This window comes from Allokutzneria sp. A3M-2-11 16, assembly GCF_024213555.1.
Classification (GTDB): Bacteria; Actinomycetota; Actinomycetes; order Mycobacteriales; family Pseudonocardiaceae; genus Allokutzneria.
The window spans coordinates 1-23977 of sequence record NZ_JANAVO010000016.1; the positions used below are offsets into that span (position 1 = coordinate 1).

Annotated in this window: 23 protein-coding genes; 12 read left to right on the forward strand and 11 right to left on the reverse strand. The window is 70.1% G+C overall.

Features of this window, described 5'->3' with window-relative positions; translation table 11 throughout:
- Positions 1-220: 220 nt before the first annotated feature.
- Positions 221-1018: a CoA transferase subunit A gene (locus tag NLX83_RS35880; RefSeq protein ID WP_254239716.1), complete on the forward strand. Its 798-nt coding sequence runs from the start codon at positions 221-223 to the stop codon at positions 1016-1018.
- Positions 1015-1710 (forward strand): CoA-transferase subunit beta, encoded by a 696-nt coding sequence (locus NLX83_RS35885; RefSeq protein ID WP_254239717.1) that lies wholly within the window; start codon positions 1015-1017, stop codon positions 1708-1710. The genes NLX83_RS35880 and NLX83_RS35885 overlap by 4 nt, the downstream gene beginning before the upstream one ends.
- Here the strand turns inward: NLX83_RS35885 and NLX83_RS35890 are convergent.
- The 6 genes from NLX83_RS35890 to NLX83_RS35915 are packed head-to-tail and all read right to left on the reverse strand — an operon-like array spanning position 1681 to position 7632.
- On the reverse strand, positions 1681-2277 hold the full coding sequence (locus NLX83_RS35890; protein ID WP_254239718.1) for a 1,2-dihydroxy-3-keto-5-methylthiopentene dioxygenase: 597 nt from the start codon (positions 2275-2277) through the stop codon (positions 1681-1683). The genes NLX83_RS35885 and NLX83_RS35890 overlap by 30 nt on opposite strands.
- A complete protein-coding gene (gene mtnB, locus NLX83_RS35895) occupies positions 2274-2882 on the reverse strand; it encodes a methylthioribulose 1-phosphate dehydratase (RefSeq protein WP_254239719.1) in 609 nt (202 codons plus the stop codon). Before mtnB ends, NLX83_RS35890 begins: the two co-directional genes overlap by 4 nt.
- A complete protein-coding gene (mtnC, locus tag NLX83_RS35900; protein ID WP_254239720.1) occupies positions 2882-3589 on the reverse strand; it encodes an acireductone synthase in 708 nt (235 codons plus the stop codon). The genes mtnB and mtnC overlap by 1 nt, the downstream gene beginning before the upstream one ends.
- Positions 3586-4578, reverse strand: a complete 993-nt coding sequence (locus NLX83_RS35905) for a methylthioribose-1-phosphate isomerase (RefSeq protein ID WP_254239721.1) — start codon at positions 4576-4578, stop codon at positions 3586-3588. The genes mtnC and NLX83_RS35905 overlap by 4 nt, the downstream gene beginning before the upstream one ends.
- Complete coding sequence (locus NLX83_RS35910; RefSeq protein ID WP_254239722.1) at positions 4578-5750, reverse strand: acyl-CoA dehydrogenase family protein; 1173 nt, start codon at positions 5748-5750, stop codon at positions 4578-4580. The genes NLX83_RS35905 and NLX83_RS35910 overlap by 1 nt, the downstream gene beginning before the upstream one ends.
- Before the next feature lie 19 nt (positions 5751-5769).
- Entirely contained in the window at positions 5770-7632 is a 1863-nt protein-coding gene (locus tag NLX83_RS35915; protein ID WP_254239723.1) for an acyl-CoA dehydrogenase family protein, read from the reverse strand.
- A 174-nt stretch (positions 7633-7806) separates the two neighbouring features.
- Here NLX83_RS35915 and NLX83_RS35920 point away from each other — a divergent pair, with 174 nt between their 5' ends.
- The 3 genes from NLX83_RS35920 (at position 7807) to NLX83_RS35930 (ending at position 11890) form a co-directional block, all read left to right on the forward strand.
- Positions 7807-8049, forward strand: coding sequence for a hypothetical protein (locus NLX83_RS35920; protein ID WP_254239724.1), 243 nt, complete (start codon positions 7807-7809; stop codon positions 8047-8049).
- A 256-nt stretch (positions 8050-8305) separates the two neighbouring features.
- A complete protein-coding gene (locus tag NLX83_RS35925; RefSeq protein WP_254239725.1) occupies positions 8306-10444 on the forward strand; it encodes an AfsR/SARP family transcriptional regulator in 2139 nt (712 codons plus the stop codon).
- 81 nt (positions 10445-10525) lie between these two features.
- Complete coding sequence (locus NLX83_RS35930) at positions 10526-11890, forward strand: cation:proton antiporter domain-containing protein (RefSeq protein WP_254239726.1); 1365 nt, start codon at positions 10526-10528, stop codon at positions 11888-11890.
- Here NLX83_RS35930 and NLX83_RS35935 read toward each other — a convergent pair.
- A complete protein-coding gene (locus NLX83_RS35935) occupies positions 11865-12131 on the reverse strand; it encodes a hypothetical protein (RefSeq protein WP_254239727.1) in 267 nt (88 codons plus the stop codon). The genes NLX83_RS35930 and NLX83_RS35935 overlap by 26 nt on opposite strands.
- A 266-nt stretch (positions 12132-12397) precedes the next feature.
- On the reverse strand, positions 12398-13249 hold the full coding sequence (locus tag NLX83_RS35940) for an SDR family oxidoreductase (RefSeq protein WP_254239728.1): 852 nt from the start codon (positions 13247-13249) through the stop codon (positions 12398-12400).
- 40 nt (positions 13250-13289) lie between these two features.
- On the opposite strand from NLX83_RS35940, the gene lnt reads away from it, so the two are divergent.
- The gene (lnt, locus tag NLX83_RS35945; RefSeq protein ID WP_254239729.1) at positions 13290-14858 is read left to right on the forward strand and encodes an apolipoprotein N-acyltransferase; all 1569 of its coding nucleotides are present in this window, start codon (positions 13290-13292) and stop codon (positions 14856-14858) included.
- Positions 14859-14901: 43 nt separating this feature from the next.
- On the forward strand, positions 14902-15672 hold the full coding sequence (locus tag NLX83_RS35950; RefSeq protein WP_254239730.1) for a polyprenol monophosphomannose synthase: 771 nt from the start codon (positions 14902-14904) through the stop codon (positions 15670-15672).
- A gap of 94 nt (positions 15673-15766) precedes the next feature.
- On the opposite strand, the gene NLX83_RS35955 is transcribed toward NLX83_RS35950, so the two are convergent.
- The 3 genes from NLX83_RS35955 to NLX83_RS35965 all read right to left on the reverse strand — a co-directional run bounded on the left by NLX83_RS35955 (position 15767) and on the right by NLX83_RS35965 (position 19551).
- Complete coding sequence (locus NLX83_RS35955) at positions 15767-16114, reverse strand: RNA polymerase-binding protein RbpA (protein WP_254239731.1); 348 nt, start codon at positions 16112-16114, stop codon at positions 15767-15769.
- A 1059-nt stretch (positions 16115-17173) separates the two neighbouring features.
- On the reverse strand, positions 17174-18115 hold the full coding sequence (locus tag NLX83_RS35960; protein ID WP_254239732.1) for an ACP S-malonyltransferase: 942 nt from the start codon (positions 18113-18115) through the stop codon (positions 17174-17176).
- Between the two features lie 11 nt (positions 18116-18126).
- Positions 18127-19551 (reverse strand): class I adenylate-forming enzyme family protein, encoded by a 1425-nt coding sequence (locus NLX83_RS35965; RefSeq protein WP_254239733.1) that lies wholly within the window; start codon positions 19549-19551, stop codon positions 18127-18129.
- Positions 19552-19795: 244 nt separating this feature from the next.
- Between NLX83_RS35965 and NLX83_RS35970 the strand changes: the two genes are divergently transcribed.
- The 5 genes from NLX83_RS35970 (at position 19796) to NLX83_RS35990 (ending at position 23973) form a co-directional block, all read left to right on the forward strand.
- The gene (locus tag NLX83_RS35970; protein WP_254239734.1) at positions 19796-20578 is read left to right on the forward strand and encodes a carbon-nitrogen hydrolase family protein; all 783 of its coding nucleotides are present in this window, start codon (positions 19796-19798) and stop codon (positions 20576-20578) included.
- Positions 20579-20716: 138 nt separating this feature from the next.
- Positions 20717-21535, forward strand: a complete 819-nt coding sequence (locus NLX83_RS35975; RefSeq protein ID WP_254239735.1) for a class I SAM-dependent methyltransferase — start codon at positions 20717-20719, stop codon at positions 21533-21535.
- A 182-nt stretch (positions 21536-21717) separates the two neighbouring features.
- Positions 21718-22746: a methyltransferase domain-containing protein gene (locus NLX83_RS35980; protein WP_254239736.1), complete on the forward strand. Its 1029-nt coding sequence runs from the start codon at positions 21718-21720 to the stop codon at positions 22744-22746.
- Between the two features lie 85 nt (positions 22747-22831).
- Entirely contained in the window at positions 22832-23164 is a 333-nt protein-coding gene (locus NLX83_RS35985) for a PadR family transcriptional regulator (RefSeq protein ID WP_254239737.1), read from the forward strand.
- Positions 23161-23973, forward strand: coding sequence for a hypothetical protein (locus tag NLX83_RS35990; protein WP_254239738.1), 813 nt, complete (start codon positions 23161-23163; stop codon positions 23971-23973). Before NLX83_RS35985 ends, NLX83_RS35990 begins: the two co-directional genes overlap by 4 nt.
- The last annotated feature ends 4 nt before the right edge of the window (positions 23974-23977 follow it).

Sequence of the window (23977 nt, forward strand, 5' to 3'; positions counted from 1 at the left end):
GAGGCCCAAGGGCACGCGCAAGGGGCCCCCAGGTCAAGCCGACCCACCGCTGGAAGCCCAGCGCCCCACGCTGGAAGCCCAGCCAGCTCCGCTGGAAGCCCAGCCCACGAACGCTGGAAGCCCAGCCCACGCAAGCTGGAAGCCCAGTCATACCTCCGAAGTACACCAAGCGAGGCCAGGAGTATTGGACGCCGCGCGCCAACAAGAGCAAGGTGGTGGTGTGCGAGAGATCAGCCTGGCCGAGGCCGTCGCGGAACTGGTGCGGGACGGGGACTCCGTCGCGCTGGAGGGGTTCACCCACCTCATCCCGGTGGCCGCCGCGCACGAGATCATCCGGCAGCGGCGGCGCGACCTGACGTTGATCCGGATGACGCCGGACCTCATCTACGACCAGCTGATCGGGATGGGCTGCGCGCGGAAGCTGGTCTTCTCCTGGGGCGGCAATCCCGGGGTGGGCTCGTTGCACCGGTTCCGGGACGCGATCGAGCACGGGTACCCGCATCCGCTGGAGATCGAGGAGCACAGCCACGCGGGGATGGCCAACCGCTACGTCGCGGGGGCCTCGGGGTTGCCGTTCGCGGTGTTGCGCGGCTACTTGGGCACGGACCTGGCGAAGGTGACGCCGACGATCAGGACGGTGACGTGTCCGTTCACCGGCGAGGAACTGGCGGCGGTGCCCGCGCTCAACCCGGATGTGGCGATTGTGCATGCGCAGCAAGCGGATCGGCGCGGGAACGTGGCGTTCTGGGGGATCACCGGAGTGCAGAAGGAAGTCGTGCTCGCGGCGAAGAGAGCGCTGGTGACGGTCGAAGAGATCGTTGACGAGATCGAGCCACACCACGGGCAGGTCGTGTTGCCGTCGATCGCGGTGGACGCCGTGGTGAAGGCGGAACGCGGAGCTTATCCGTCGTACGCGCACGGGTATTACGACCGGGACAACGCGTTCTACCGCGAGTGGGACGCGATCAGCCGGGACCGGGACACGTTCGCCACATGGATGCGGGAGCACGTGGGATGACGGCGACGACGGACGAGATCATGACGGTGGCGGCGGCGCGGGAGCTGCGCGACGGCGTGTTGTGCTTCGTGGGCATCGGGTTGCCGAGCGCGGCGGCGAACCTCGCGAGGGCCACGCACGCGCCGAACTGCACACTGATCTACGAGTCCGGGACGATCGGGGCGAAGCCGACGCGGCTCCCACTGTCCATTGGGGACGGTGAGCTGGCGGACACGGCGGACGCGCTGGTGTCGGTGCCGGAGATCTTCAACTACTGGCTGCAAGCAGGCCGCGTGGACGTGGGATTCCTCGGCGCGGCGCAGATCGACCGCTTCGGCAACCTCAACACGACGGTAGTCGGGGACTACGCCGACCCGAAGGTCCGCCTTCCCGGAGCCGGGGGAGCGCCGGAGATCGCGGCCTCGGCGAAGGAAGTGATCATGGTGCTGCGGCACAACACGCGCGCGTTCGTGGAGCGGCTGTCCTTCGTCACCTCGGTGGTCAAGGGGCCGCGGGTGGTGCTGACGGACCTCGGCGTGCTGCGGCCCGACGAGACGGGCGAGCTGGTCCTCGTCGCGGTGCACCCGAATGTGACTGTGGAGCAGGCGAAAGCCGCGACGGGCTGGGACCTCCGGGTGGCGGCCGAAGTCGCGGTGACCGAGCCGCCGACCGAAAAGGAACTGTCAGTCCTGCGCGCGCTGCACGCCGCGTGACGCCGCGAGGGTGTCGTAGTCGGGGAACAGCTCCGCGATGGTGCTGCCGGTGAAGTTGCCGACCCATCCGTCGTCGTCGTGGAAGAACCGCACCGACACGTAGTCCGGCCGCGTGCCCATGTCGAACCAGTGCGTGGTGTTCGCGGGCACGCTGAGCAGATCGCCCGCCTCGCACAACACCGCGTACACCCGCCCACCCACGTGCAGGTAGAACACGCCGGAGCCGCGGGCGAAGAAGCGGTCCTCGTCATCGTCGTGGGTGTGCTCGGCGAGGAACTTCTTCCTTGCGGCAGCGGCATCTTCCTGCCACGAAGGGTCGTCGGAGGGAGTCATGTGCATGGCGTCGACCAGCACGTAGCCCTCCGCCTCGACCACCCGGTCCACGTTGTCCCGGTAGACGGCCAGGACTTCCTCAGACGAGGGCGTCGGGGACAGGCCGTCGACGACCTCCCACCGCTCGAACCGCACGCCGAGCCGTTTCAGCTCGGCCTGGATCTCCGCGCCGTCCTCGGTGCGCAGCACCACCGTGCCGGGGTCGTTGTCCGGCCAGACCGTCAGTAGCGTCATCGCTCACCCTCCACCTTGAAGCGCAGCAACCATTCCAGGCACTCCGCACGGTGCCGCGCCTGGAGCAGGTCCGCGCCCCACACGTACAGCCCGTGCCGCGCGACGATCAGCGCGGGGGTGTCGGCGCGGAAGGACTTCTCGAACTCCTCGCCGAGCACCCGCATGTCCTGCCCGTTGGGCACAACGGGGATCGTCACCAGATCATCGTGCGCCGCGCGGCCGAAGCCTTTCAACATTTCCAGGTCGATCAGCTCGACGCCGTCCGGCCACCGCTCCGCGGCGAGCACGGGTGCCATGACGTGCACGTGCACCACGGCTCCGGCACCGGAGACGGCGGCGATGCGACCGTGCAGCCCGGCTTCGGCCGAGGGCACCTTCTCCGGGTGCGGCTGGTCGGGGACCGCGACGCCGTCCGCGTCGACCACCACGACGTCGTCCTCGGACAGCTCGCCCTTGTCCAGGCCGCTCGTGGTGACCGCCAAGCGCAGTGGCTCGTCACGAAGCCGCACGGAAAGGTTGCCGGACGTGCCGCGCATCCACCCGAGCGCCGCGTACCGCGCGGACTCCGCGGCCAGCGCCCGCCCTGCCTCGCGCAACCCCTCCATCAGGAGATCTCCACGTCGGCCAGCGAAGCCAGCGCCGGGTGCGGCGCGAAGTCCGCGTCGGCGAAGGGTTCCCCGGGCCGCGCCAGGCCGACCGTCTGCAAACCCGCCTCAGCGGCGGCGTGCAGCTCGGCCGGAACATCGGACAGGAACACCGTTTCCGATGGCGTTGCCCCCAGAGCGGACGCGATTGCCTTGTAGGACGGCGCTTCCCGCTTCGGGCCCGCGTTGACGGTGTCGAAATGCGCGGTGAACAGGTCGCGGAGGTCGCCATCGGTGGTGCGCGAGAAGAACGCGATCTGCCCCGGCACGGAACCGGAGGAGAACACCGCCAGGGTCAGGCCCGCCGCGTGCCACTCGCGCAGCCGCTTCGCCACGTCCGGGAAGAATTCCGCGGTCAGGTCGCCGATCGCGTACCCGCGCTGCCAGATCAAGCCCTGCAAGGTCTTCAGCGGCGCGATCTTCTGGTCGGCGTCCATCCACCCGTGCAGCACCGCGACCAGCTCTTCGGTCGTGGCCGTCTCGGAAAGCCCGCCCAGCGAACGGATCTGCGCGACCGCGTCGGCCACCACGGGATCGTCGGCGTGCGAGTCGATCCACGGGCCGAGCCGGGGGCGGGCGTAGTCGTAGAGCGTCACGTGCACCTGGCTGGTGGGCGTCAGCGTGCCCTCGATGTCCACGACGACCCACCGGGCGGTCAGCGAGATCACTGGTTCCGTTCTCCTTCTTCGTAGTACTCGTGGACTTCGTAGTACTTAGAGAGAGCTGTGGGCGCGAAAGCACCGCGATCGGTCACCACCGTGGTGACCAGGCGTGGGGGAGTGACGTCGAACGCGGGGTAGAGGCCGCGCACTCCGGAGACGTGAAACGACAACACATCGGTGCCGTCGCGGTATTCGATCGGCACCGCCGCGGCGCTCGGCGCGTCCTGGTCCGGAGCCTGGACCAGCGCGTGGAACGGCACACCGAATGCCTGTGCCGCCGCGGCAAGACCGAGAGTGCCGACTTTGTTGATCACGTGGCCGTCCATGGTGACCCGGTCCGCGGCGGTGACCAATGCGTCCACCCGCCCGTCCGCGATCAGCGCGGCGCCCATCCCGTCAGTGACGAGCGTGGTGTCCACGCCCATCTCCGCGAGGGTCGGCGCGGTCAGCCTGGCGCCTTGGAGGTAAGGACGAGTCTCGGTGCACACGAAGCTGAACTCCTTGTGCGCCTTGCGAAGCGCGACCACCAGCTCGATGAGGTAGATGTCCGCCCAGCAGTGGGTCAGCACCCGCGCGCCGTCCGGCAACAGCTCTGCGGCCGCGGTCGCCAACGCGCGGCTCCGCGCGCGGTAAAGCTCATCGCCTGCCTCGGCCGCCGCCAGCACTCCGGCTACCGATCTGTCTGAAGTGGACAGTACACAGTGGACTGCCTTGTGCAGGTGGTTGTTGGTGCGCCTGGTTTCGACGAGCAGCCGCCCGGCCGCCTCCAGGTCTTCACCGGCGCGTGCGGCCAGCACCATCCCGTACAGCGCGGCGAAGTACGGTCCAGAGGACTGCGTGACCATGTCCTTGATCGCCTGGGCGACCTCGGCGACCGTTTCGCAGCGCACCCACTCGCGTTCCAGCGGCAGCTTGCGGCGGTCCAGGATCAGCACGGCGTCCGCGGTGAGACGGACGCTGTGTTCAATTTCAGGGGGTGCGATCTCCGGAACCATCAGCTGTACCCGGTGATCGGCGGCAGCTCGCCGGTCAGCAGGTGCGCGCCCAGTTCGCGGGCCTTGTAGCTCACCGGGTCGTGCAGCGTGATCGTCCTGGCGTTGCGCCAGAACCGGTCGAAGCCGTACTTCGACGCGGTCGCCCGCGCGCCGACGAACTCGAAGATCTTCGCCGTGACCTCGTTGACCGCCTTGGTGGAGACGACCTTCGCGGAGGAGATCGTCAGCGCCGCCGCGGCGCGCAGCTCCGGGGTCAGCTCGGGTTCGGCCGCCGCCGCGTAGAGCAGCGCGCTCGCGTGGTCGGCCAGCAACCCGGCCGCCTCGGTGGACGCGACCAGCTCGCCGTAGCCGACCAACACGTACAGGTCGTCGGACGCGTTGTCCACGCCGGAGAGGAACCACGGCCGCGACATCGTCCGCGTGTACTCGGCGGCCTGCTCCAGCGCGCCCTCCGCGATGCCGACGTGCAGCTGCGAAAGCACCGCCTGGAAAGCGATCTGCGCCAGCGACAGCCGTAGTGCTGCGGGACTGTCCTCTTCGGACGGTGGGTGGACACCGAGCACGTCGTCGGCCGCGACCGGGGCGTCGGTGAAGAGCACGCCGCCGCTCTCGGTGAGCCGCTGGCCGACGTTGTCCCAGTCGTCCAGGTACCGCACGCCGTTCGCGCGCGCGTCCATGGTGAAGGTCAGCTTCTCGCCGGTGTCGGTCCGCGTCCCGCTCACCACGAGCCGATCCGCGAGGCTCGCCCCGGTCGCGAACGTCTTGCGCCCGTTGACCAGGAAGCCATCCTCGGCAGGCGTCAGTTCCAGCGCGGCGTCCAGCGGATTGGCCACACCACCCCAGAACCACTGGTTCGCCGAGGTCTCCCGGCGCAGTCGCGTGACCCGGTCCTGGTCGCCAAAGAGTTCCGAACGCCAGACGTGCAAGTAGTGGTAACCGAGCAGGTGGCCGATGGACGCGTCGGCCGCGGCGATGATCCGCGTGACCGAGTCCGAGGTCGCCGGGTCAGCGTCCCCGCCGCCCAGCTCCGCCGGGATGAACGCGGTGAGCAGACCAGACGACCGCAGCAGCTCGACCTCGCGCTCGGGCGCGGCGTTCGCGCGGTCCCGTTCGGCGGCGTCCTCGCGGAGCTTGGCCGCGACCTCCTCGGCGACGGTTGTCCACTGGCTCATGGCCAGTACTTTGCCAGCTCTACCGCTGCGCGATGGGCGCTGTGATCCACTCCATGGGAACGCCGAAGGCTTCCACCAGCTCCGTGGCGCGAGGGCGCAGCTGCGCGCACAGATCGTTGACCGCGCTGGTCACCGACTTCGCCCGCGCCGGGGTGAGCCTGCCGTGCCCGAGGAACCACGCGAGGTCGGCCTCGATGGTCGCCAGCACATGCAGGTCGCACACCCGCTCCAACAGTTCGGCCGTGGCCGCATCGGGACAGCGCTCGATCGCCGCGACGAACGCCTCCAGCACGATCCGGTCCACATGCGTCCTCGCCGCGCGCAGCACGTGGTCCTGCGCGTTGTTGAACACGTCGAACGCGTCGCCCTCGCCCGCCTTGCGCAGCCGCCGGACCAGGCCGTCGAGCACGTGCTCCTCCCGGTCGGTGAACAGCTTCAGCTGCCACGCGCGGTCGTGCAGATCGCCGCCCATCAACGACCGGACCGGAGTGCGCTCGATGACCGCGCCGACGAGCTGAGTCGCGACGAACCGGGCCATGCCGAACGCGTCGAGGTCGCCGACGTGATCGCGGTAGCCGGTGAGCAGGCCCTTCGCCACGAGCTGGAGCAGCACGGTGTTGTCGCCCTCGAACGTGGTGAACACGTCCGTATCGGCCTTGAGCTGCGGCAACTGGTTCTCGGCCAGGTAACCCGCGCCGCCGCACGCCTCCCGGCACTCCTGGATCGTGCGCGTCGCGTGCCCTGTGGCCGCTGCTTTCAGCCCGGCTGCCTGTGACTCCAGTTCACGCTTCCTTTGGTCGTTGTCACTGTCACCACCGAAGACCTCGTGCAGCTCGGTGACCAGCTCTTCCTGTGCGAAGTGCAGCGCGTAGGTGGTCGCCAGCGCGGGCAGCAGGCGTCGTTGGTGCGCGAGGTAGTCCAGGATCGGGACCTCGGTGCCATCGGGTTTCGCGAACTGCCTGCGGGCCTCACCGTGGCGGACCGCGATCGTCAACGCCTTCTTCGTCGCGCTCAGCGCCCCGCCCGCGACGCTGATCCGGCCGCGCACGAGGGTGCCGAGCATGGTGAAGAACCGCTTGTTCGCGCCCTCGACGGGACTGGAGTAGGTGCCGTCCTCGGCGACGTGGCCGTAGCGGTCCAGCAGCGCTTCGCGGGGCACGCGCACGTGGTCAAAGGACAGCCGCCCGTTGTCCACGCCGTTGAGCCCGGCCTTCTCGCCACAGTCCTCAATGGTCACTCCCGCGCGCGGAGACCCGTCCGGCTCGCGGATCGGCACCAGCAGCGCGTGCACACCGTGCCGGTCGCCGCCGGTGATCAACTGTGCGAACACGACCGCCATCCGGCCGTCCCGCGCCGCGTTGCCGATGTAGTCCTTGCGCGCCGAGGCGTCCGGGGTGTGCACGACGAACTCGCCCGTAGCCGCGTCGTAACTGGCAGTGGTGTTCAAATGCTGCACGTCGGAACCGTGGCCGGACTCGGTCATCGCGAAGCAGCCGAGCAGGTCCAGCTCGATGATCTCCCGGAGGTGGCGCTCGTGGTGCCGCTCGGTGCCCAGCGCCTGCACGGCACCGCCGAACAGGCCCCACTGCACGCCCGCCTTGACCATCAGGGACAGGTCGCCGAAACCGAGCATCTCGAAGGCGACCACCGACCCGCCGAAATCCCCGTCCCCGCCATAGCGCACGGGGAACCCGACGCTGGAGTGCCCGGCGGAGGCGAGCACCCGGAGCTGGCGCAGCACGTGTTCGCGGTGCCGCTCGCGGTCCAGGCCGGGCGGCGGCGCCTCGATGACGCCGAGCCGCTTGCGGGTGCGTTCGCGCAGATCGGCCCACCTGCCGTCGAGCAGCGTTCGGAGCACTGTGGCCGATCCCGGGGTGTCCATGCCGCAAGAGCTTGCCCGGAGACTGGCCGTTTCGCAGCGTAGCCGAATGCGTTTTCATCCCGTTATCGCTTCGGCGGTGGCTGAGAACGGTCACCGTGATATCCGGTCGAAAATACGAGTTGATAACTTTTCGGCTCGTTCACCGCGTCGGCCGCCGGCGCACGAGGCAAGGAGATGGCTGTGCCTCAGGAGGGCAACGAGACCACGCGCATGGCCCTGGCGCTGCTCGCGGGGGGAGCCTCGGTCTGGGTCGCCGAACGGCTCCTGCGCATTCATCGGCAGCGGTTGAACGCCCTTGCCGAGTACGATCGCATGCGCGAGCGGGCCGATGAGCGCGGAAACGCCCTCCGCGCCGAGCTGAACCAGGTGAACCGGCGGGTTACCGAGATCCAACGGCTGCTGGAACAGCCGGTGTGAACGACGCGGAACGGCCGAGCGGGTTAGCCCGAAAGGTCGGCAGATATCGGAGAATTCGATATCTGGTTTTTTGCCGCGAAGTGCGCGCACGAACGCTCTCGAAGCCCTTGTGATGATGGGGTCCGCCCAGTTCGGAATGCCTGTAACCGTTATCAGGGATACCTCGGGAACTTGGTCGCCAATCGCCTATTTCGGACACCTCGCTCGTGCTTAACTGCATGCGCACACACCAGGTTTCCCGAGAACTGGGGGTTCAATGGGCGACCGCTTGGAATTCACCGTGCTCGGACCGCTCGAAGTGCGGTCGAGTACCGGTCCCGTCCCGATCAGCGGCCAGCGGCAGCGCACCGTGCTGGCCATGCTGCTCCTGTCACCGGGCCGCGTCGTCTCCGTGGACAGCCTCGTCGAGGCGGTCTGGGACGACCGGCCACCCGCGACCGGGCGAACACAGATCGCGATCTGCGTCGCCGGGCTGCGCAAGGCGTTCAAGGCGGCGGGCTGCGCCGACGACGTCATCCTCACCAGGGCGCCCGGCTACCTGCTGCTGCCCGAGGCGCACGGCATCGACGCGGGCGAGTTCGAACGGCAGCTCGACCAGGCGCAGCGCCTGGAGCAGGGCGGCCGCTGCGCCGAGTCGGTGCGCGCCTACGCCGCCGCGCTCAGCCGGTGGAGCGGGCCCGCGCTGTCCGGGGTGACCGGGCGCTTCGCCGAGTCGGCCGCCGCGCGGCTGGAGGAGCTGCGGCTGACCGCCTACGAGCAGAGCGCGGCGCTGCGCCTGGCGGAGGGCGAGCACCGCGAGCTGATCGGCGAGCTGACCGGGCTGCTGTGCCAGCACCCGCTGCGCGAGCAGGTGCGGGCGCACCTGATGCTGGCGCAGTACCGGTCCGGCAGGCGCGCGGAGGCGCTGGAGACCTTCCGCGAGGGGCGCGCGCTGCTGATCGACGAGCTCGGCCTGGAGCCGGGCAAGGTGCTCAGGGAGCTGCACGAGGCGATCCTGGCCGACGACCCGGTGCTCACCCCGGTCGCGGCCGCCAGGGCGCCCGCGCCGGTCAAGGCGAAGGTGGTGCCGGCCCAGCTCCCGCCGAGCACCGCGCGGTTCACCGGTCGCGAGGCCGAGGTATCCATTTTGGACAGTCTGATCACGGTGCGCGGCAAGGCTTCCATGCTTCCGGTCGGTTACCTGACCGGGATGCCGGGCGTGGGCAAGACCGAGCTGGCGCTGCGCTGGGCGCACCGCGCTGCCGACAGCTTCCCGGACGGTCAGCTCCACGTCGACCTCTGCGGCTACGACCGGGACCGGGCCCCGGTGTCCTCCACGGAGGTGCTGGCCGGGTTCCTGCGCGCGCTCGGCGTCCCGGACGGGGAAGTGCCCGTCGAACCGGGCGAGCGCGCCGCGTTGTACCGCAGCCTGCTCGCGGGCAAACGTGTGCTGGTGGTGCTGGACAACGCCGCCTCCTACGCCCAGGTCCGGCCCCTGCTGCCGGGCAACGCGGAGTGCTGCGTCGTGGTGACCGGCCGGGACCAGCTGCCCGAGCTGGTTGGCGGCCCGGGATCGGTGCGCGTCCAGCTGAGCCCGTTCAGCGCCGCGGAGTCCGTCGAGTTCGTGCACCGCGCGCTGCCGTTGCTCGCGCTCGACGACGCGGCCGGTCTGGCGCAGCTGTGCGGCGGCCTGCCGCTGGCGCTGAGCGTGGCCACGACCCGGCTGCTGGCCAAGCCGCACTGGAGCGTCGGCCGCCTGGTGCGGATGCTGACCGACGAGCGGCGCAGGCTGGACGAGCTGAGCTGCGACGAGCGCGGCGGCCTGCGCGCGGCGTTCGAGTCGAGCTACCACCGGCTCTCCCCGGAGGCCGCGCGGCTCTACCGCGGGCTCGGCACCCTCGACGTGCCGCACTTCGCGGCCTGGGTGGGGGCGGCCCTGCTGGACGCCACGGTGCCCGAGGCCGAGAAGCGGCTGGAGGAACTGCTCGACGCCAGCATGCTCGACGTGCGACTGTCCGAAGTGGACGGATCGGTGCGGTACCGGCTGGAGCCGCTGCCGCGGATCTTCGCGCGGGAGTGCGCACTGCTCCAGGAGTCCCCTGTGGACCGATCCGCCGCCACCGAGCGCGCTTTCGGCGCCTGGATGGACCTGGCGAGCACCGCCGCGGCGCTGGCCGAGGGGGCCGCGCCCGTCGCAACCGATGAGCTCGGCAGGTGGCTGGCGCAGGAGGAGATCGCCGAACTCGCCGAGAATCCCTTGCGGTGGTTGGAGATCGAGCGCGACGCGGTGCTCGCGGTCGTGCACCAGGCCACGGGCATGGGCCTGGTGCTCTACGCGTGGAACCTCGCCACGTGCGCGCAGCAGGTGGACGGGGACCGGGACCTCACCGCCCTGCTCGGCAAGCTCGCCTCGTAGCACTTAGCGGGGCGATAACGGGAAGAAATGGGCCTTCGTCAGGGTGAATCGGCGACGATCACCCTGGCGAACGGACCCGAGATGACCCTGGAAGCGACCAAGCCCGGACGAAGACGGGCCGTGCCGCTCGGCGCGCTCGGCAGCCTCATCGCGCTCGGCGTGGTGGTGGCCGTGTGGGGGCCGGAGCTGTTCACCGGCGCGGCCGGCCCGCACGGCGGCTTCGACCCGATCGCCCGGTTCCTGTTGGCGGTGGCGGTCATCGTGCTGGTCTGCCACCTGATCGCCGCGCTGCTGCGCCGGTTCGGCCAGCCGCCGGTGGTCGGGGAGATCCTCGGCGGCCTGCTCCTCGGGCCGTCGGTGTTCGGCCTGCTCTGGCCGTCCGGGCGGGCCTGGCTGTTCCCGGCGGAGGTGCTCTCCACGCTCCAGGTCACCGCGCAGCTCGGCCTGGTGACGTTCATGTTCCTGCTCGGCTGCGAACTGCGGCTGGACGAGGTGCGCAGGCACCGCAAGGCCGTGTGGGTCACGGTGGCGGGCAGCATGGGGCTGCCGTTCGCCGCCGGGGTCGGCGTGGCGCTGGCGGCGGAGGGCGTGATCGCCGGGCGGTTCGGCAGCACGACGGCCTACGCGCTGTTCTTCGGCCTGGCCATGGCGATCACCGCATTGCCCGTGCTGGCAAGGATTCTGGTCGACCTCGGGCTCGACGACACCGCGGTCGGCAGGCTCGCGCTGACCTGTGCGGCGGTCGGCGACGGCGCGGCGTGGGCGGCGTTGACCGTGCTGCTGGCCGTCACCGGGCTCAGCGGCAGCGGCTCGGTCGCCGCCGTCGTCGGGCTGTCGGTGGAGTTCATCCTGGTGACCGTGCTCTGCGTGCGCCCGGCGCTGGCCGCGGTGGTGCGCCGCTGCGAGCGGACCCCCGCGGGGGAGCAGCTGCTGCTGCCACTGCTGGCCGCGGGCGCCATCGGGTTCGCCTCGCTGAGCCAGGTGATCGGCCTGCACCCGGTGATCGGCGCGTTCCTGTTCGGCGTCGTGGTGCCCCGCGACTCGGCTGCGGTGGAGCGGATCAGCAAGCAGCTCCAGGGTTTCGCGGTCACCATCCTGCTGCCGCTGTTCTTCGCCGGGGTCGGCCTGAGCACCTCGCTCGGCCTGCTCAGCGGTGCCGGGCCGTGGCTGCTGTTCCTCGGCCTGCTCGCGGTGGCCTCGGTGGCGAAGTTCGTCGGCGCGGGCGGCGGGGCCAAGCTCGCCGGAATGTCCACAAAGGACTCACTGAAGATCGGCACGCTGATGAACTGCCGCGGCGTCACCGAACTGGTGATCGCCACGATCGGCCTGCAGTACAAGCTCGTCAACGAACTGGGCTTCACGATCCTGGTGCTGATCGCGCTGATCACCACCGCGGCGACCGGCCCGCTGATGCAGCTGTTCAGCCGAGGTGCACATCCCCGTTGATGGTGTTCGCCTGAACCGTGCTCCCCGCGGCGTCGCCGGAGATGACGTTCTGGCTGTTCGCCACCGTGGGCGGTTTCGGCGGGCGCATCGCCCACACGGCGACCACCGCGGCGGCGAGGGTCAGCACCGCGACCGCGATCCACGCCCACATGTTCGATCCGAGGTCGGTCGCGACGTTCACCGCGATCCCGACCCCCGTGGTGACCACCGCGACCGCAAGGGCCGCCAACCAACGCCGCATACCTCCGACCTTAGCGCCCTGAATGACTCGTTCAGGTCCTCCAACGCACCGAATGAGTCATTGAGGTACTCCAACGCCCTGAACGAGTCGTTCGGGGCATTGAGCGCCCCCAACGGGTCGTTGGGGGCGTTGGGTTCCCTGAACGGGTCGTTCAGGGCATGAGCGCGCTGAGCTGGGCGTTCAGGTGGTCGAACGTGCTGAATGAGTCATTGAGGTGGTTGAGCGGGCCGAATGAGTCATTGGGGTGGTTGAGCGCCCCCAATGACTCATTCAGCACGATTGCCCAGGGCGTTGAGGACGCGTTGGGCGCGGTCGCGGGCGGTGTCCTCCAGGTCGCCGTTGGGCAGCGCGTACAGCTCGTCGTTCTCCACGGCGCGGAGGATGCGCTCGGCGGCGGTCGGCGCGGGGATGGCGGTGTCGACCAGCCCGCGCATCTGCGCCAGGAACTCCTCGACGGAGCGCCCGGCGGGCAGACCGCGGGCCAGGGACTCGTAGATCTCCGAGCCGGGTTCGGCGTCGGGGGCGGCGAGGAGATCGGCGACGAGCGGCGTGTCCACGAAGCCGGGGCAGGCGACGGTGACGCCCACCGCGGCACCGACCTGCGAAAGTTCGGCGGCGAGGATCTCCGACACGGCGACGACGGCGTGCTTGCTGGCGGCGTAGGCGCTCTGCCGGGGCGCGCCGGACAGCCCGGCCAGCGAGGCGACGTTGACCACGTGCCCGCTGCCCGCCTCGATGAGGTGCGGCACGAAGGCGCGGATGCCGTTGACCACGCCGAGCAGGTTCACGCCGATGACCCGGTCCCACTGCTCGGCGGGCATCTCCCAGACGGGCTCGCCGCTGCCGCGGACACCGGCGTTGTTGATCACCAGGTCCACCCGGCCGAAGCGGTCGAGGGTCTGCTCGGCCAGGGCGGTCAGCACCGCCGGGTCGCTGACGTCGCCGGTGACCGCGATGGCCCGTTCGCCCAGCTCGGACGCGGTTCGCCGGACGGCCTCCGCAGCGAGGTCCAGCAGGACCACGGCCACGCCGCGCGCGGTGAGCTCCGCCGCGAACGCCGCGCCGATCCCCTGCCCGGCTCCGGTGACGACGGCTACCTGACCCGACTCGATGCGCACCCCCGAAGTGAAACACGAAGGGGGTACGTAGGGTGATGCGGTGGCCGCTCCCGCCGTGACGCCCGAGGCGCCCGTAGACCCCGTGCCCGCCCGGCGGTTCCCGCGTTCGGTCGCCCTCCGCTCGGCGGGCGCCGTCCTGGCGGGCGGGCTGCTCTACGCCAGCTCACCGCCGCGCGAGCTCTGGTGGCTCGCGCCGATCGCGTTCGCGCTGCTCGCCGGGGTGTTGTGGGGGCGGAGGGCGCGGGCCGGGTTCGGCTACGGCCTCCTGTTCGGCCTGGCCTACCTGCTGCCGCTGCTGTTCTGGCTGGAGCACTTCCTCGGCTCCGGGTTCGGCCCGTGGCCCTGGCTGGCGCTCAGCCTCGTGGAGGCCCTGCTGATCGCCGTCGCCGCCACGGGCATGGCCGTGGTCAGCAGGCTGCCCCTGGCCCCCGTGTGGATGGCGGCGGTGTACGTCTCCGGGGACTTCCTGCGCTCCTCCTTCCCGCTCAACGGTTTCCCGTGGGGCCGAGCCGCGTTCACCCAGCCCGAGGGCCCCTACCTCGCGCTCGCCGCGTTCGGCGGCTCGGCGCTCGTGGGCTTCGCCGTCGTGCTCACCGGCTGCGCGCTCGCCGCGCTCGCCCGTGGCCGGTTCCCCGCGATCGCACTGGTCGTGCTCCCGCTGCTGGCCGGTCTGCTGGCCTGGCCGTCGGTCGGCGTCCTCGCGCAGAACGGCACGGTGACCGTGGCCCTCGTGCAGGGCAACGCGCCGGACGCGGGGCTCGCCCTGATGGACCGGATCGGCGAGATCCGCGCCAACCACCTCGCGCGCACCCGGCAGCTGGTCGAGGACATCCGGGAGAACCGCGTGCCCCGGCCCGATCTGGTGGTCTGGCCGGAAACGGCCACCGACCTCGGCCGCTCGGCCGCGCAGGACGCGGAGCTGGACGAGGTGCTGCGCACGCTGGGCGTGCCCGCGCTGATCGGCGCCCGGCTGACCAACGAGGACGGCACCACGAGCAACGTCACCGTGGCCTGGTCGCCGGTGACCGGCCGCGGCGCGGTCTACGCGAAGCAGGAGCTGGTGCCGTTCTCCGAGTACGTGCCGCTGCGCTCGGCAGCCCGGTTCTTCACGCCCTTCGTCGACGGCTTCCGCGATATGACCCCGGGCACGGGGAACAGCTTCCAGCAGGTCGGGAAGGTCCCGCTGGGCGTGGGCATCTGCTACGAGGTCGCGTACGACCGGGTGCTCGCCGAGGCCACCGCGGCCGGTGCGCAGCTGCTGGTCGTGCCCACCAACAACGCGTGGTTCGGCCGCACGGAGATGACCGAGCAGCAGCTGGCGATGTCCCGCCTGCGCGCCGTCGAGCACGGCCGGGCGGTCCTCGTGACGGCCACCAGCGGGGTCAGCGCGGTGGTCATGCCGGACGGCTCCGTCACCCGCAGGACTGAGCTGTTTAACTCAGACGTCCTAGTGGCAGCGGTCCCACTACGGTCGGCGACTACGCTGGCCACTCGGCTCGGTGGCTGGCCGCAGGGGATCGCGGTGGCCATCGCGGTGGCGGCCCTGCTCCTGTGCGCGGCCTCGGCGTTGCGACGCCGGTCCGCCGCACGGGCCGGGTCGAACGGCTAGCGAACGAGGGAAACGCCGGAGGTCTCCGGCGGGGAGGAAGCGGATGTCGGACCAGCGCGACAGCGTCGACGGAGATCTCGGCCGGGTGCTGGTGGTGATTCCCACGTACAACGAACGGGAGAACATCGGGCCCATCATCGAGCGGCTGCACAAGGCGCTGCCCGAGACCCACGCGCTGGTGGTGGACGACGGGAGCCCCGACGGCACCGGCGAGCTGGTCGACAAGATCGCCGCCGAGGACGAGCGGGTGCACGTCATGCACCGCACCGAGAAGGCGGGCCTCGGCGCCGCCTACATCGCGGGCTTCGGCTGGGGCCTGGAGCGCGACTACGGCGTGATCGTGGAGATGGACGCGGACGGCTCGCACGCGCCGGAGGACCTGCCCCGGCTGCTGGAGGCGCTCGCCGACGCCGACCTGGTGATCGGTTCGCGCTACGTCCCCGGCGGCAAGGTGGTGAACTGGCCGAAGCGGCGGTGGGTGCTGTCCAAGGTGGCCAACACCTACGCCAAGGTCGCACTCGGCGCGCGGATCAACGACATCACCGCCGGGTTCCGCGCCTACCGCCGCGAGGCGCTCGAGAAGATCACCCAGACCGATGTGGAGTCGCTGGGCTACTGCTTCCAGATCGACCTGGCCTGGCGCACGGTGCTCGCCGGGTTCCGGGTGTCGGAGGTGCCGATCACGTTCGTGGAGCGCGAGATCGGGGTGTCCAAGATGGGCGGCGGCATCATCGGCGAGGCGCTGTTCCGCGTGGCCCAGTGGGGGATCAAGCAGCGCGCCAGCCAGGTGAGGCGGTTGTTCACCAGGTCCTAGGGAGCACATGTCCTAGGGAACACATGCGGAAAGGCCCGTCCGGGCGGGAGATCCGGACGGGCCTTTCGCGTGCTTGTCCTGCTGTACGGCGCTGTCAGGCGCTGGAACGGGTGCGCCGCCCGCGCAGCTCCTCCAGCCGCTCGGTGAGCAGCTCCTCCAGCTCCGCGATGGAGCGCCGCTCCAGGAGCATGTCCCAGTGCGTGCGCGGCGGCTTGCTCTTCTTCTGCTCGGGCTCCTTGCCGTCGATCACCTTCGACTCCAGCCCGTGCAGACGGCATTCCCAGATCGCCGGCAGCTCCGCGTCGTCGGCGAAGGGAACGTCGAAGTCGTGCCCCTTGGGGCAGGCGAAGGAGATGGTCCGGCGTGGTGCGAGGTCGTGGTCCCGATCAGTCTCGTAGCTGACCGCCCCGAGCCGGCTGCCCCGCAGTACGCGGTCGGCCATGACGGTGTCCTTTCGCTCGGCTCAAGGCCGCCCGCCTTGAGTGTCGTGCTTACTGAGTGCAACGACGGAGGATGCTCTGTCGTTCCCGTTCTGGTTAATCGGTAGCCCTGAGTGACGTAGTTCACCGGTCAACGAGGGCCACACCTGTAGGGATGTCATCGCGCGGCAGATGTGACGCGTTATCCGCCCCTTCAGCTACGGGTCCACCCAAACGGGGGAACCCTACTGTAAAAGTTGCGAGCAGGGTGAGGTGTAGTTCGCCAAACTGGACTGCTCATCCCCGGCCGTCCTTAGTACGTTTGGGCTACATCCATCGATTTTCATCACCGAGCGTAGCGGCGTGCTCGCCCGCTGCCCTTCTACGCTCCGTGTCACCGGCTGCGGGTACCTCGTCGTCCAGGCCCGTTAACCGTCCCGGTTCGCCCGGCACCCGATCGTCGGTGCCGAAACCGCCGTCCGTCGTCCATCGCCTCCGCCCCCCGGGGTAGTCCGGCGCGGAGCCCGATCGAGCGTCCGGCGTCGTGAGATTCTGTCCGAAACCCTGTCGCATATACCCGTGCCAGTGCCGAAGGAGCACGCCCGGTGACCATCATGTGACCGGATGGCGACACCGTCCACTGTGGTCAGTCAGCTGAGGCCGGTCAGCCGAGGCCGGTCGGCGGGATCACCGCGAAGGGTCCACATCGAGGCTAACCGCGGCCGCACGGGATTTATTCCGTGCGTGGGGATCCACCCGGACCCCTTGCCCGGCTTGTGGATTCCTGGCGACTCGCGCGAAGGTCGAAGTGGGGGGTCCCCGGGGCGGGCGAAAGCCACCCTCGCCCGCGCGGGCGCCGGGCGGGTGCGGAGTCCGGCAGGGCGGGTGTCGGCAGCGTGGGGCTGAGGGCGGGCGTGGGCCCTGGCATGTCAGAAGGCGAGCGGCGGGAGACGGCCGCGTCGGCGACCGGGCCGCCCTCCACGCTCAGGGGGCGAGCGGGCACGCCCGCGAGCGTCCTTTGTGGACGGTGCGGGAAGAGGGGGAGGGCCCCGGGGGCGATTCCGGGGCCCTCGTGGGTCCGATCAGCGGGAGGCGACGTGTCGCCGGGCAGGGCGACGAGGGCGCATCGCGTCCTTCGGACCGACCGGGATGAGCTCGAAGTTCTTCTTCAGCGTGCCGAGGCGGTGGATCAGCAGGTCCGGACCGGTCACGCAGAGCCGGGTCACGCCGTGCTCCACCAGGGTCGCGGTGATGTGCCCCCAGTGCACCTGGTTGACCACCGAGTCGACCAGCATCGTCCGCACGTCCGCGCCGGTGGTCACCACCGAGCCGTCCTGGTCGGAGAGCACCGGCAGCGCGGGCGCGGTGAAGGAGAAGCGCGGGTAGACCTCGTCCTGCATCCGCTTGCGCAGCGGTTCGAGCACCTGCGCGTGCGCGGGCGGGCGCATCGTGGTCAGCGAGTAGCCGCCGAGCTCGCGGACCCGCTGTTTGAATGCGTCCAGGTGACGCTCGGACATCGTGACCAGGTGCACGTCCTGGTCGAAGTACGCGGAGACCTCGTGCCACTCGCCGCGCCCGGCCATCCCCGCCAGCACCTCCTGGAGCCGCTCCAGCGGGGTGCGCACGATGAACTGGCTGACCACGTCCTGCTGCTCGGTGCGGTAGTAGTCCAGCTCGCACGCGGCCAGCTCCGCGGTCAGCCGGATCAGCTCGGCGAAGGGCATCGCGCCGGAGTACGCGGCCGCGGCGCGCTCGCCGAAGCTGGGGCCGACGCACAGCTCGGGGCGTTCGCCGAGGACGTCCTCGGCCCAGTCCGCCATGGCCAGCGAGTTGACCACGAAGGCGATCTGGGAGGCCGCGGTGTAGCCGTCGCCCGCCGACCGCAGCGCGTCGAGCACCGAGTAGCCCAGCGCGGCGTCCGCCTCCGCCAGCCTGCGCCGGGCGAACGGGCTGATCATCATGAACCGGCCGACCTCGGAGAAGCGGGACGGGCCCATGCCGGGGAAGACGAAGGCGGTGCTCACGGTCATCCCCCTCAGCCCTGGTCGGCGGCGGCGAGGACTTCGAGCTGCTTGCGGTCGAACTTGCCGTTGCGGTTGAGCGGGAACTTCTCCAGCACGGTCACCCGGTTCGGCTGCTCGTAGGGCGGCAGCACCGAGCAGATCAGGTCGCGCCAGTGGCCCGCCTCGCGGCCCTGCTCGTCCTGGACGAAGAAGGTCAGGCTGGCACCCCTGCGCTCGCAGGGCAGGGCGACGATCTTGGTCACGCAGCCCTTCGCGGCCAGGCTGTGCTCGATGATCTCCGGGTGCAGCGTGTGCCCGTTGCGGTGCACGGCCATCTTGCGGCCCGCGATGAACAGGTTGCCCTCGGCGTCGAGGTAGCCGAAGTCGTTGGTCTTGTACCAGTCCCGGCCGACCGGCTCGATCGCGCCGTCGGCGTCGAGGTAGCCCTCCATCAGGTCCGGGTCCAGCACCTCGATCTCGCCTATCTCGCCGGCGGGCAGCACCGAGCCGTCCTCCGCGGTGATCCGCAGCTCCAGGCCCGCGACGGCCTGGCCGGCGCCGACCGGGTTGTCCACGGTGGCGAAGGCGACGTTGCCCATCTCCGTGCTGCCGTAGCTGTCCAGCAGCGGCATCCCGAAGGTCTCGATCGCGCGGTCCACCAGGCCCGGCTCCAGCGGGGCGGCGCCGCTGCACAGCATGCGGACGTTGCTGAACTCGCCGACCGCGCTCGGCCGCTTGCCGACGATGTTGAGGATGCTGCGGTAGGTCGACGGCGCCGCGTCCACCACGGTGGCCCCGGTCATGCCCGCGATGCGCAGCGCGCGGTCGAGCCTGCGGTACGGCGCGATCACCAGCGAGCAGCCGACCAGCCACGAGATCAGCACCATGGACAGGCCGTACTGGTGGTTGAACGGCAGCAGCGGCAGCAGCACGTCGCCGGAGTGGTGGCCGACCAGGTCGGCGTTGCGCCGCAGGTTGGTCAGGAACCGCCCGCCGTTCTTCACCACGCCCTTGGGCACGCCGGTGGAACCGGAGGACCACATGATCAGCGCGTCCGGCAGCTTCTCCCACGCGGTGAAGTCCAGGCGCTGGTCGATCGGGGAGCGGCCAGCGGCGGCGACGGCCAGCTCGTAGGTGTAGACGACCTGCTCGCCGACCGCGATCGGGGCGTCGTCGTCGGCGATGACCAGCTTCACCCCGGACTGGCGCGTGGTGCGCTGCGTCTGGTCCGGCTTCTCCTGGTGGTCGACGAGCACCACCGAGGTGCCCAGGTGCATCAGCGCGAACAGGGTCGAGAGGTAGGCGACGGAGTTGTCCGCCTTGAGCAGCACGCGGTCGCCGTAGCCGATCCCGCGGTCGCGCAGCGCGTCGGCCACCCGCAGCGCGGCCTGTTCGAACTCGGCCACCGTCTGCACGGAATCGGGTGCGAAGATTTTCGCGGTCTTCCCAGTGGACATCACTATCGAACTCCTTTCCTGGTCCTGATCGAGGCGGATACCCCTCGGAAGAAGAATCAGGTGATCCGTCGTTCGATGTCGACGCCTTGACCGCATGTCTGGTCAAGTATCGCCAAAGTCGAGGTTATGCCCGGGTGGGGAACGGCTGAAGGGGTGTCGTTCCACCCGGCGCCCATCGTGAAGTAACTCACGGGGAGGAGCTGATAGCGTCCGTCGCGGAATTGCGTTGAAGGGAACTCGCCCGATGAGGATCGCCTGCTGGCAGGCCACCGCCCGCCGAACCGATGTGCCCGCCGCACTCCGAGCGCTGCGCGCGCGTGCCGGGGAAGCGGCGGAGGCCGGGGCATCGTTGCTGGTCACGCCGGAGATGTCGCTGACCGGCTATCACATCGGCGCGCGCAGGCTGCGTCAGCTGGCCGAGCCCGCGGACGGCCCGATGTGCCAGGCGGTCAGCGAGATCGCCTCGGCCAACGGCATCGCGATCGTGCACGGCTGGCCGGAACTGTCCGGCGGAGGGGTGTACAACTCCGCGCGCCTGGTGGATTCTTCGGGCGAGGAGTCGGCCACTTACCGCAAGGCCCATCTTTTTGGGGATATCGACCGCAATGCGTTCAGTCCCGGGGATACCGGGCTGGTGCGCGCCGAACTCGGCGGCGTCCCGGTGGGAATCATTATCTGCTACGACGTGGAATTCCCCGAGTCGGTGCGCGCGCACGCGGTCGCGGGCACCCGGCTGCTGCTGGTGCCGACCGCGCTGATGTCGCCGTGGGACTTCGTCGCCGAGACCCTGGTGCCGGCGCGGGCCTTCGAGAGCCAGCTGTTCCTCGCCTACACCAACTGGGTCGGCAGCGAGCGCGAGCTGAGCTACTGCGGGCTGACCCGGGTGGTCGGCCCGGACGGGCGCGTGGTGGCCGGTCGGCGCGACGGAGAGGGCCTGGTGCTCGCCGACCTCGACCTGTCCCTCGTGGACCGGGCGCGCGCGGAGACGACCTACCTCGCCGACCGGCGCCCGGAGCTCTACTCCTGACCCACTCGCCGGTAATCGGCGCCCGGGAACTCCAGTGGGCACCCCGATGGTTCTCGGGTGGTGCCGCGCGGTTCTCGCTTTCCGCCGATGCCGCCGCAAAGCTTTCGAGCAGGGGACAACTTGCTTGGGAGCGTGCACATGCGTCGGACCTTTACAGACTTCACCATCGAGGTCGACATGAAGCGCCCGGATTTCCTGCGGAGCAAAGGAAATGGTCAGCGCAATCTGCTGCTCGGCCGGGCGGTCGCGGAACTCGCGGCGGACCTGCACCACCTGGACGCCATTCAGCAGGAGGTGTTCGTCGACGGTGCGTGGCGCCCGCACATCCGCAGTGACTGGTCCTCCAGCGGCGCGGACTACAGCGATTCCTCGCAGCTGCTGATCGAGGGCCAGCAGGTCATGCAGGACTGGGAGCACCCGCTGATGCGCAAGCTCGCCGAGAACGCCTGCCAGAGCAGGGGCGACATCCTCGAGGTCGGCTTCGGCATGGGCATCTCCGCGGGCTACGTGCAGGCGTGCGGGGTCCGTTCGCACACCATCATCGAGATCAACAAGGGCGTGGCGGAGCGGTTCGAGGACTGGCGCGCGCAGCGGCCCGGCGCCGACATCCGGCTGGCCTTCGGCGGCTGGCAGGACGTGATCGACGACCTGGGCCAGTTCGACGGCATCCTCTACGACACCTATCCGACCAACGAGGACGAGTTCGTCAAGACGCTCGGCCCGAAGGTGGTCACGCTGGCGGCGAACTTCTTCCCGGCCGCGGCCGCGCACCTGCGCCCCGGCGGGACCTTCTCCTACTACACCAACGAGATCGACTCGCTCAGCCGCGCGCACCAGCGGCTGCTGCTCGAACACTTCAGCTCGTTCGAGGTGGAGCTGGTCCGCGATCTCCACCCGCCGGCCGACTGCACCTACTGGTGGGCCGACCGCATGGCCGCGGTTACCGCGTACAAATAGTAATAGAATAAAACGTCGTCACCAATCAGAATGATTAGCGAACCCAGGTTCGACATTCCCTTTGCAATGTCGTTAACCTCGGGTTACGGCCTTGCGCCTCGGGAGGGGAATTCATGGGTTCCATGCATGTTCAAGCTATTTCCGTCGCCGGACACGACGTTCCTGTTCGAGTGTGCGACAAAATGGAAATGCCCCTCCTGATGCCCTCGGTCGGCGAGTACCCGATTTATGACCCGCAGGCCTATGAGTTCATGATTGCCGACAAGCTGCGCACCGACGCCTACCGGGAGGCGGTGCGGGCGCTGGCGCCGGGCCGGGTGGTGCTCGACATCGGCACCGGTCAGGACGCGATCTGGGCGGTGACCGCGGCCAAGGCCGGGGCGAGCCGCGTGTACGCGATCGAGGTGCTGCGCGACGCGGCGAAGCTGGCCAGGGAGGCGGTGGACCGGGCGGGGGTGGCGGACCGGGTCACCATCCTGGAGGGCCTGTCCACCGAGATCGAGCTGCCGGAACAGGTGGACCTGCTGGTCTCGGAGATCATCGGCACGATCGGCGGGTCGGAGGGCGCCGAGGCCGTGCTCGACGACGCCCGCCGCCGGTTCCTCAAGCCCGGCGGGCACTCCATCCCGCACCGCTGCGTGACCACGGTGGCCGCGGTCGACCTCGGTCGGCTGATGCCGGACCTGGCGTTCGCGCCGATCATGGCGCCGTACGTGGAGCAGGTCTTCGCCAGCGTCGGCCGCCCGTTCGACCTGCGGCTGTGCCTGATGGGACTGGGCCGCCAGCAGCTCATGTCCACCCAGGCCGAGGTCGAGGACCTGCGGTTCGAGGAACTGCGGCCGGGCTCCGGGGTCGACCGGGCCGAGCTGCGCGTCACCCGCGCCGGGCGGATGCACGGGCTGGGGCTCGGCATCCGGCTGTGGATCACCGAGGAGGGCACCGCGATCGACTCGATCGCGCAGTGGACGAACTGGGCGCCGGTGTTCGTCCCGGTGTCGGAGTCCGGCCTGGAGCTGGCCGAAGGCGATGTCGTCTCGCTGGAGTTCACGAGGAAGCTGAGCGCGGACGGCGTGCACCCGGACTACGGGATCAGCGGCGTGGTGCGGCGCGGCGATGCCGTGCTGGCCGACATCTCCTGGGAGTCACCGCACGGTGGCGGGGGGTTCCGGGAGAACCCGGTCCACCGGTCGCTGTTCCCGCTGCCCCGCTGAGCCGCTCGCGAGCTGAATCCCCGGTCAGTGCTAGTCTGAATCTGGACTAGTCCTGACCGGGGATTACTCGTGAGAGGGATGAGCGGTGGCCGACGCGTCGATGGGGTGGCTGCGGGGAACGCTGGAGCTGGTGCTCGCCGCGGTGCTGGCCGAGGGCGACCGGCACGGGTACGCGCTGACCCAGCGGATCGCGGAGCTGGGGCTCGGCGCGGTGCGCGGCGGCGCGCTGTACCCGGTGCTGGGCCGGATGGAGGCGGCCGGGATGGTCGAGGCCGAGTGGGAGGCGGGCCAGGGCGGCCCCGGGCGCAAGGTCTACCGGCTGACCGCGGCCGGGCGGGAGCGGTTGGACGCGGAGACCGAGCGCTGGCACCACTTCTCCGTCGCCATGGATCGGCTCGTGGGAAAGGCGGCGGGATGAACGAGTGGGACGAGCGCGCGCGGCTGGAGCTGGCCAGGAACGGGGTGGGCGCCGAGGTGGCGGACGCGGTGCTCGCGGAGGTGGAGCAGCACTGCGCGGACAGCGGCGAGAGCAGGCAGGAAGCGTTCGGGACTCCGGCGGAGTTCGCCGGAACCGTCGCGGCGGAACGGGTTCCGATCGGAGAGCGGGCGGCGCGCGATCGCAGGGGGTTCACCGCGCGGCAGCGGCGCTCGGCGATGATCGGGTTCTTCGGGTTCCAGCTGCTGCTGATCGGCGTCGTCGTGTGGGCCGAGGTGGGGGCGACGGTTCCCCTCACGATGGCCGGGGTGGTGGGGACGGCGTTGTGCGTCGCCGCGGCCGTGGGTGCGGTCTTCGCGGCGTTCGAACTCCGGCCCGCGGGACGTCCGCGCAGCGTCGGGAAGGCGTTCGTGGTCGTCGGTGCGGGTGTGGTCCTGGGGGCGATGTCGTACGAGTGGTTGCCGAGGACGCAACTCTTCAGGATGCCGGTGCTCGTCATCCCCGCGCTCGGCGTCGTGGTGCTGTTGTGGGCTGTCCGGCGCGGGCCCGAACGGACGCCGACCAAGGCGCCCGCCGGTACCGAGGAATGGCTGTCCCGCCTCGGCGGGCTCCTTGAAGGACGCCACGACGTTTCTCGTGCGCGCGTGGTCGAACTCGTCGAGGAAGCGCGTCACCATCTGGTCGCGGGCGGACTCAGTCCTGAGGATGAGTTCGGACCGGCCGACCACTACGCGGCGGAGCTCGCCGGGCACGAGCCGGCCAGGCCGCCGCGGTGGCGCCGTCTGCTGTGAGGCT

Coding starts and splice junctions, on each gene's coding strand:
- NLX83_RS35925 (WP_254239725.1), top strand. CDS start 8,306: ATGGGCGACCGCTTGGAATTCACCGTGCTCGGACCGCTCGAAGTGCGG.
- NLX83_RS35955 (WP_254239731.1), bottom strand. CDS start 16,114: ATGGCCGACCGCGTACTGCGGGGCAGCCGGCTCGGGGCGGTCAGCTAC.
- NLX83_RS35890 (WP_254239718.1), bottom strand. CDS start 2,277: ATGACGCTACTGACGGTCTGGCCGGACAACGACCCCGGCACGGTGGTG.
- NLX83_RS35950 (WP_254239730.1), top strand. CDS start 14,902: ATGTCGGACCAGCGCGACAGCGTCGACGGAGATCTCGGCCGGGTGCTG.
- NLX83_RS35935 (WP_254239727.1), bottom strand. CDS start 12,131: ATGCGGCGTTGGTTGGCGGCCCTTGCGGTCGCGGTGGTCACCACGGGG.
- NLX83_RS35885 (WP_254239717.1), top strand. CDS start 1,015: ATGACGGCGACGACGGACGAGATCATGACGGTGGCGGCGGCGCGGGAG.
- NLX83_RS35975 (WP_254239735.1), top strand. CDS start 20,717: ATGCGTCGGACCTTTACAGACTTCACCATCGAGGTCGACATGAAGCGC.
- NLX83_RS35965 (WP_254239733.1), bottom strand. CDS start 19,551: ATGTCCACTGGGAAGACCGCGAAAATCTTCGCACCCGATTCCGTGCAG.
- NLX83_RS35980 (WP_254239736.1), top strand. CDS start 21,718: ATGGAAATGCCCCTCCTGATGCCCTCGGTCGGCGAGTACCCGATTTAT.
- NLX83_RS35915 (WP_254239723.1), bottom strand. CDS start 7,632: ATGGACACCCCGGGATCGGCCACAGTGCTCCGAACGCTGCTCGACGGC.
- NLX83_RS35930 (WP_254239726.1), top strand. CDS start 10,526: ATGACCCTGGAAGCGACCAAGCCCGGACGAAGACGGGCCGTGCCGCTC.
- NLX83_RS35905 (WP_254239721.1), bottom strand. CDS start 4,578: ATGGTTCCGGAGATCGCACCCCCTGAAATTGAACACAGCGTCCGTCTC.
- NLX83_RS35990 (WP_254239738.1), top strand. CDS start 23,161: ATGAACGAGTGGGACGAGCGCGCGCGGCTGGAGCTGGCCAGGAACGGG.
- NLX83_RS35920 (WP_254239724.1), top strand. CDS start 7,807: ATGGCTGTGCCTCAGGAGGGCAACGAGACCACGCGCATGGCCCTGGCG.
- NLX83_RS35970 (WP_254239734.1), top strand. CDS start 19,796: ATGAGGATCGCCTGCTGGCAGGCCACCGCCCGCCGAACCGATGTGCCC.
- NLX83_RS35910 (WP_254239722.1), bottom strand. CDS start 5,750: ATGAGCCAGTGGACAACCGTCGCCGAGGAGGTCGCGGCCAAGCTCCGC.
- mtnB (WP_254239719.1), bottom strand. CDS start 2,882: ATGGAGGGGTTGCGCGAGGCAGGGCGGGCGCTGGCCGCGGAGTCCGCG.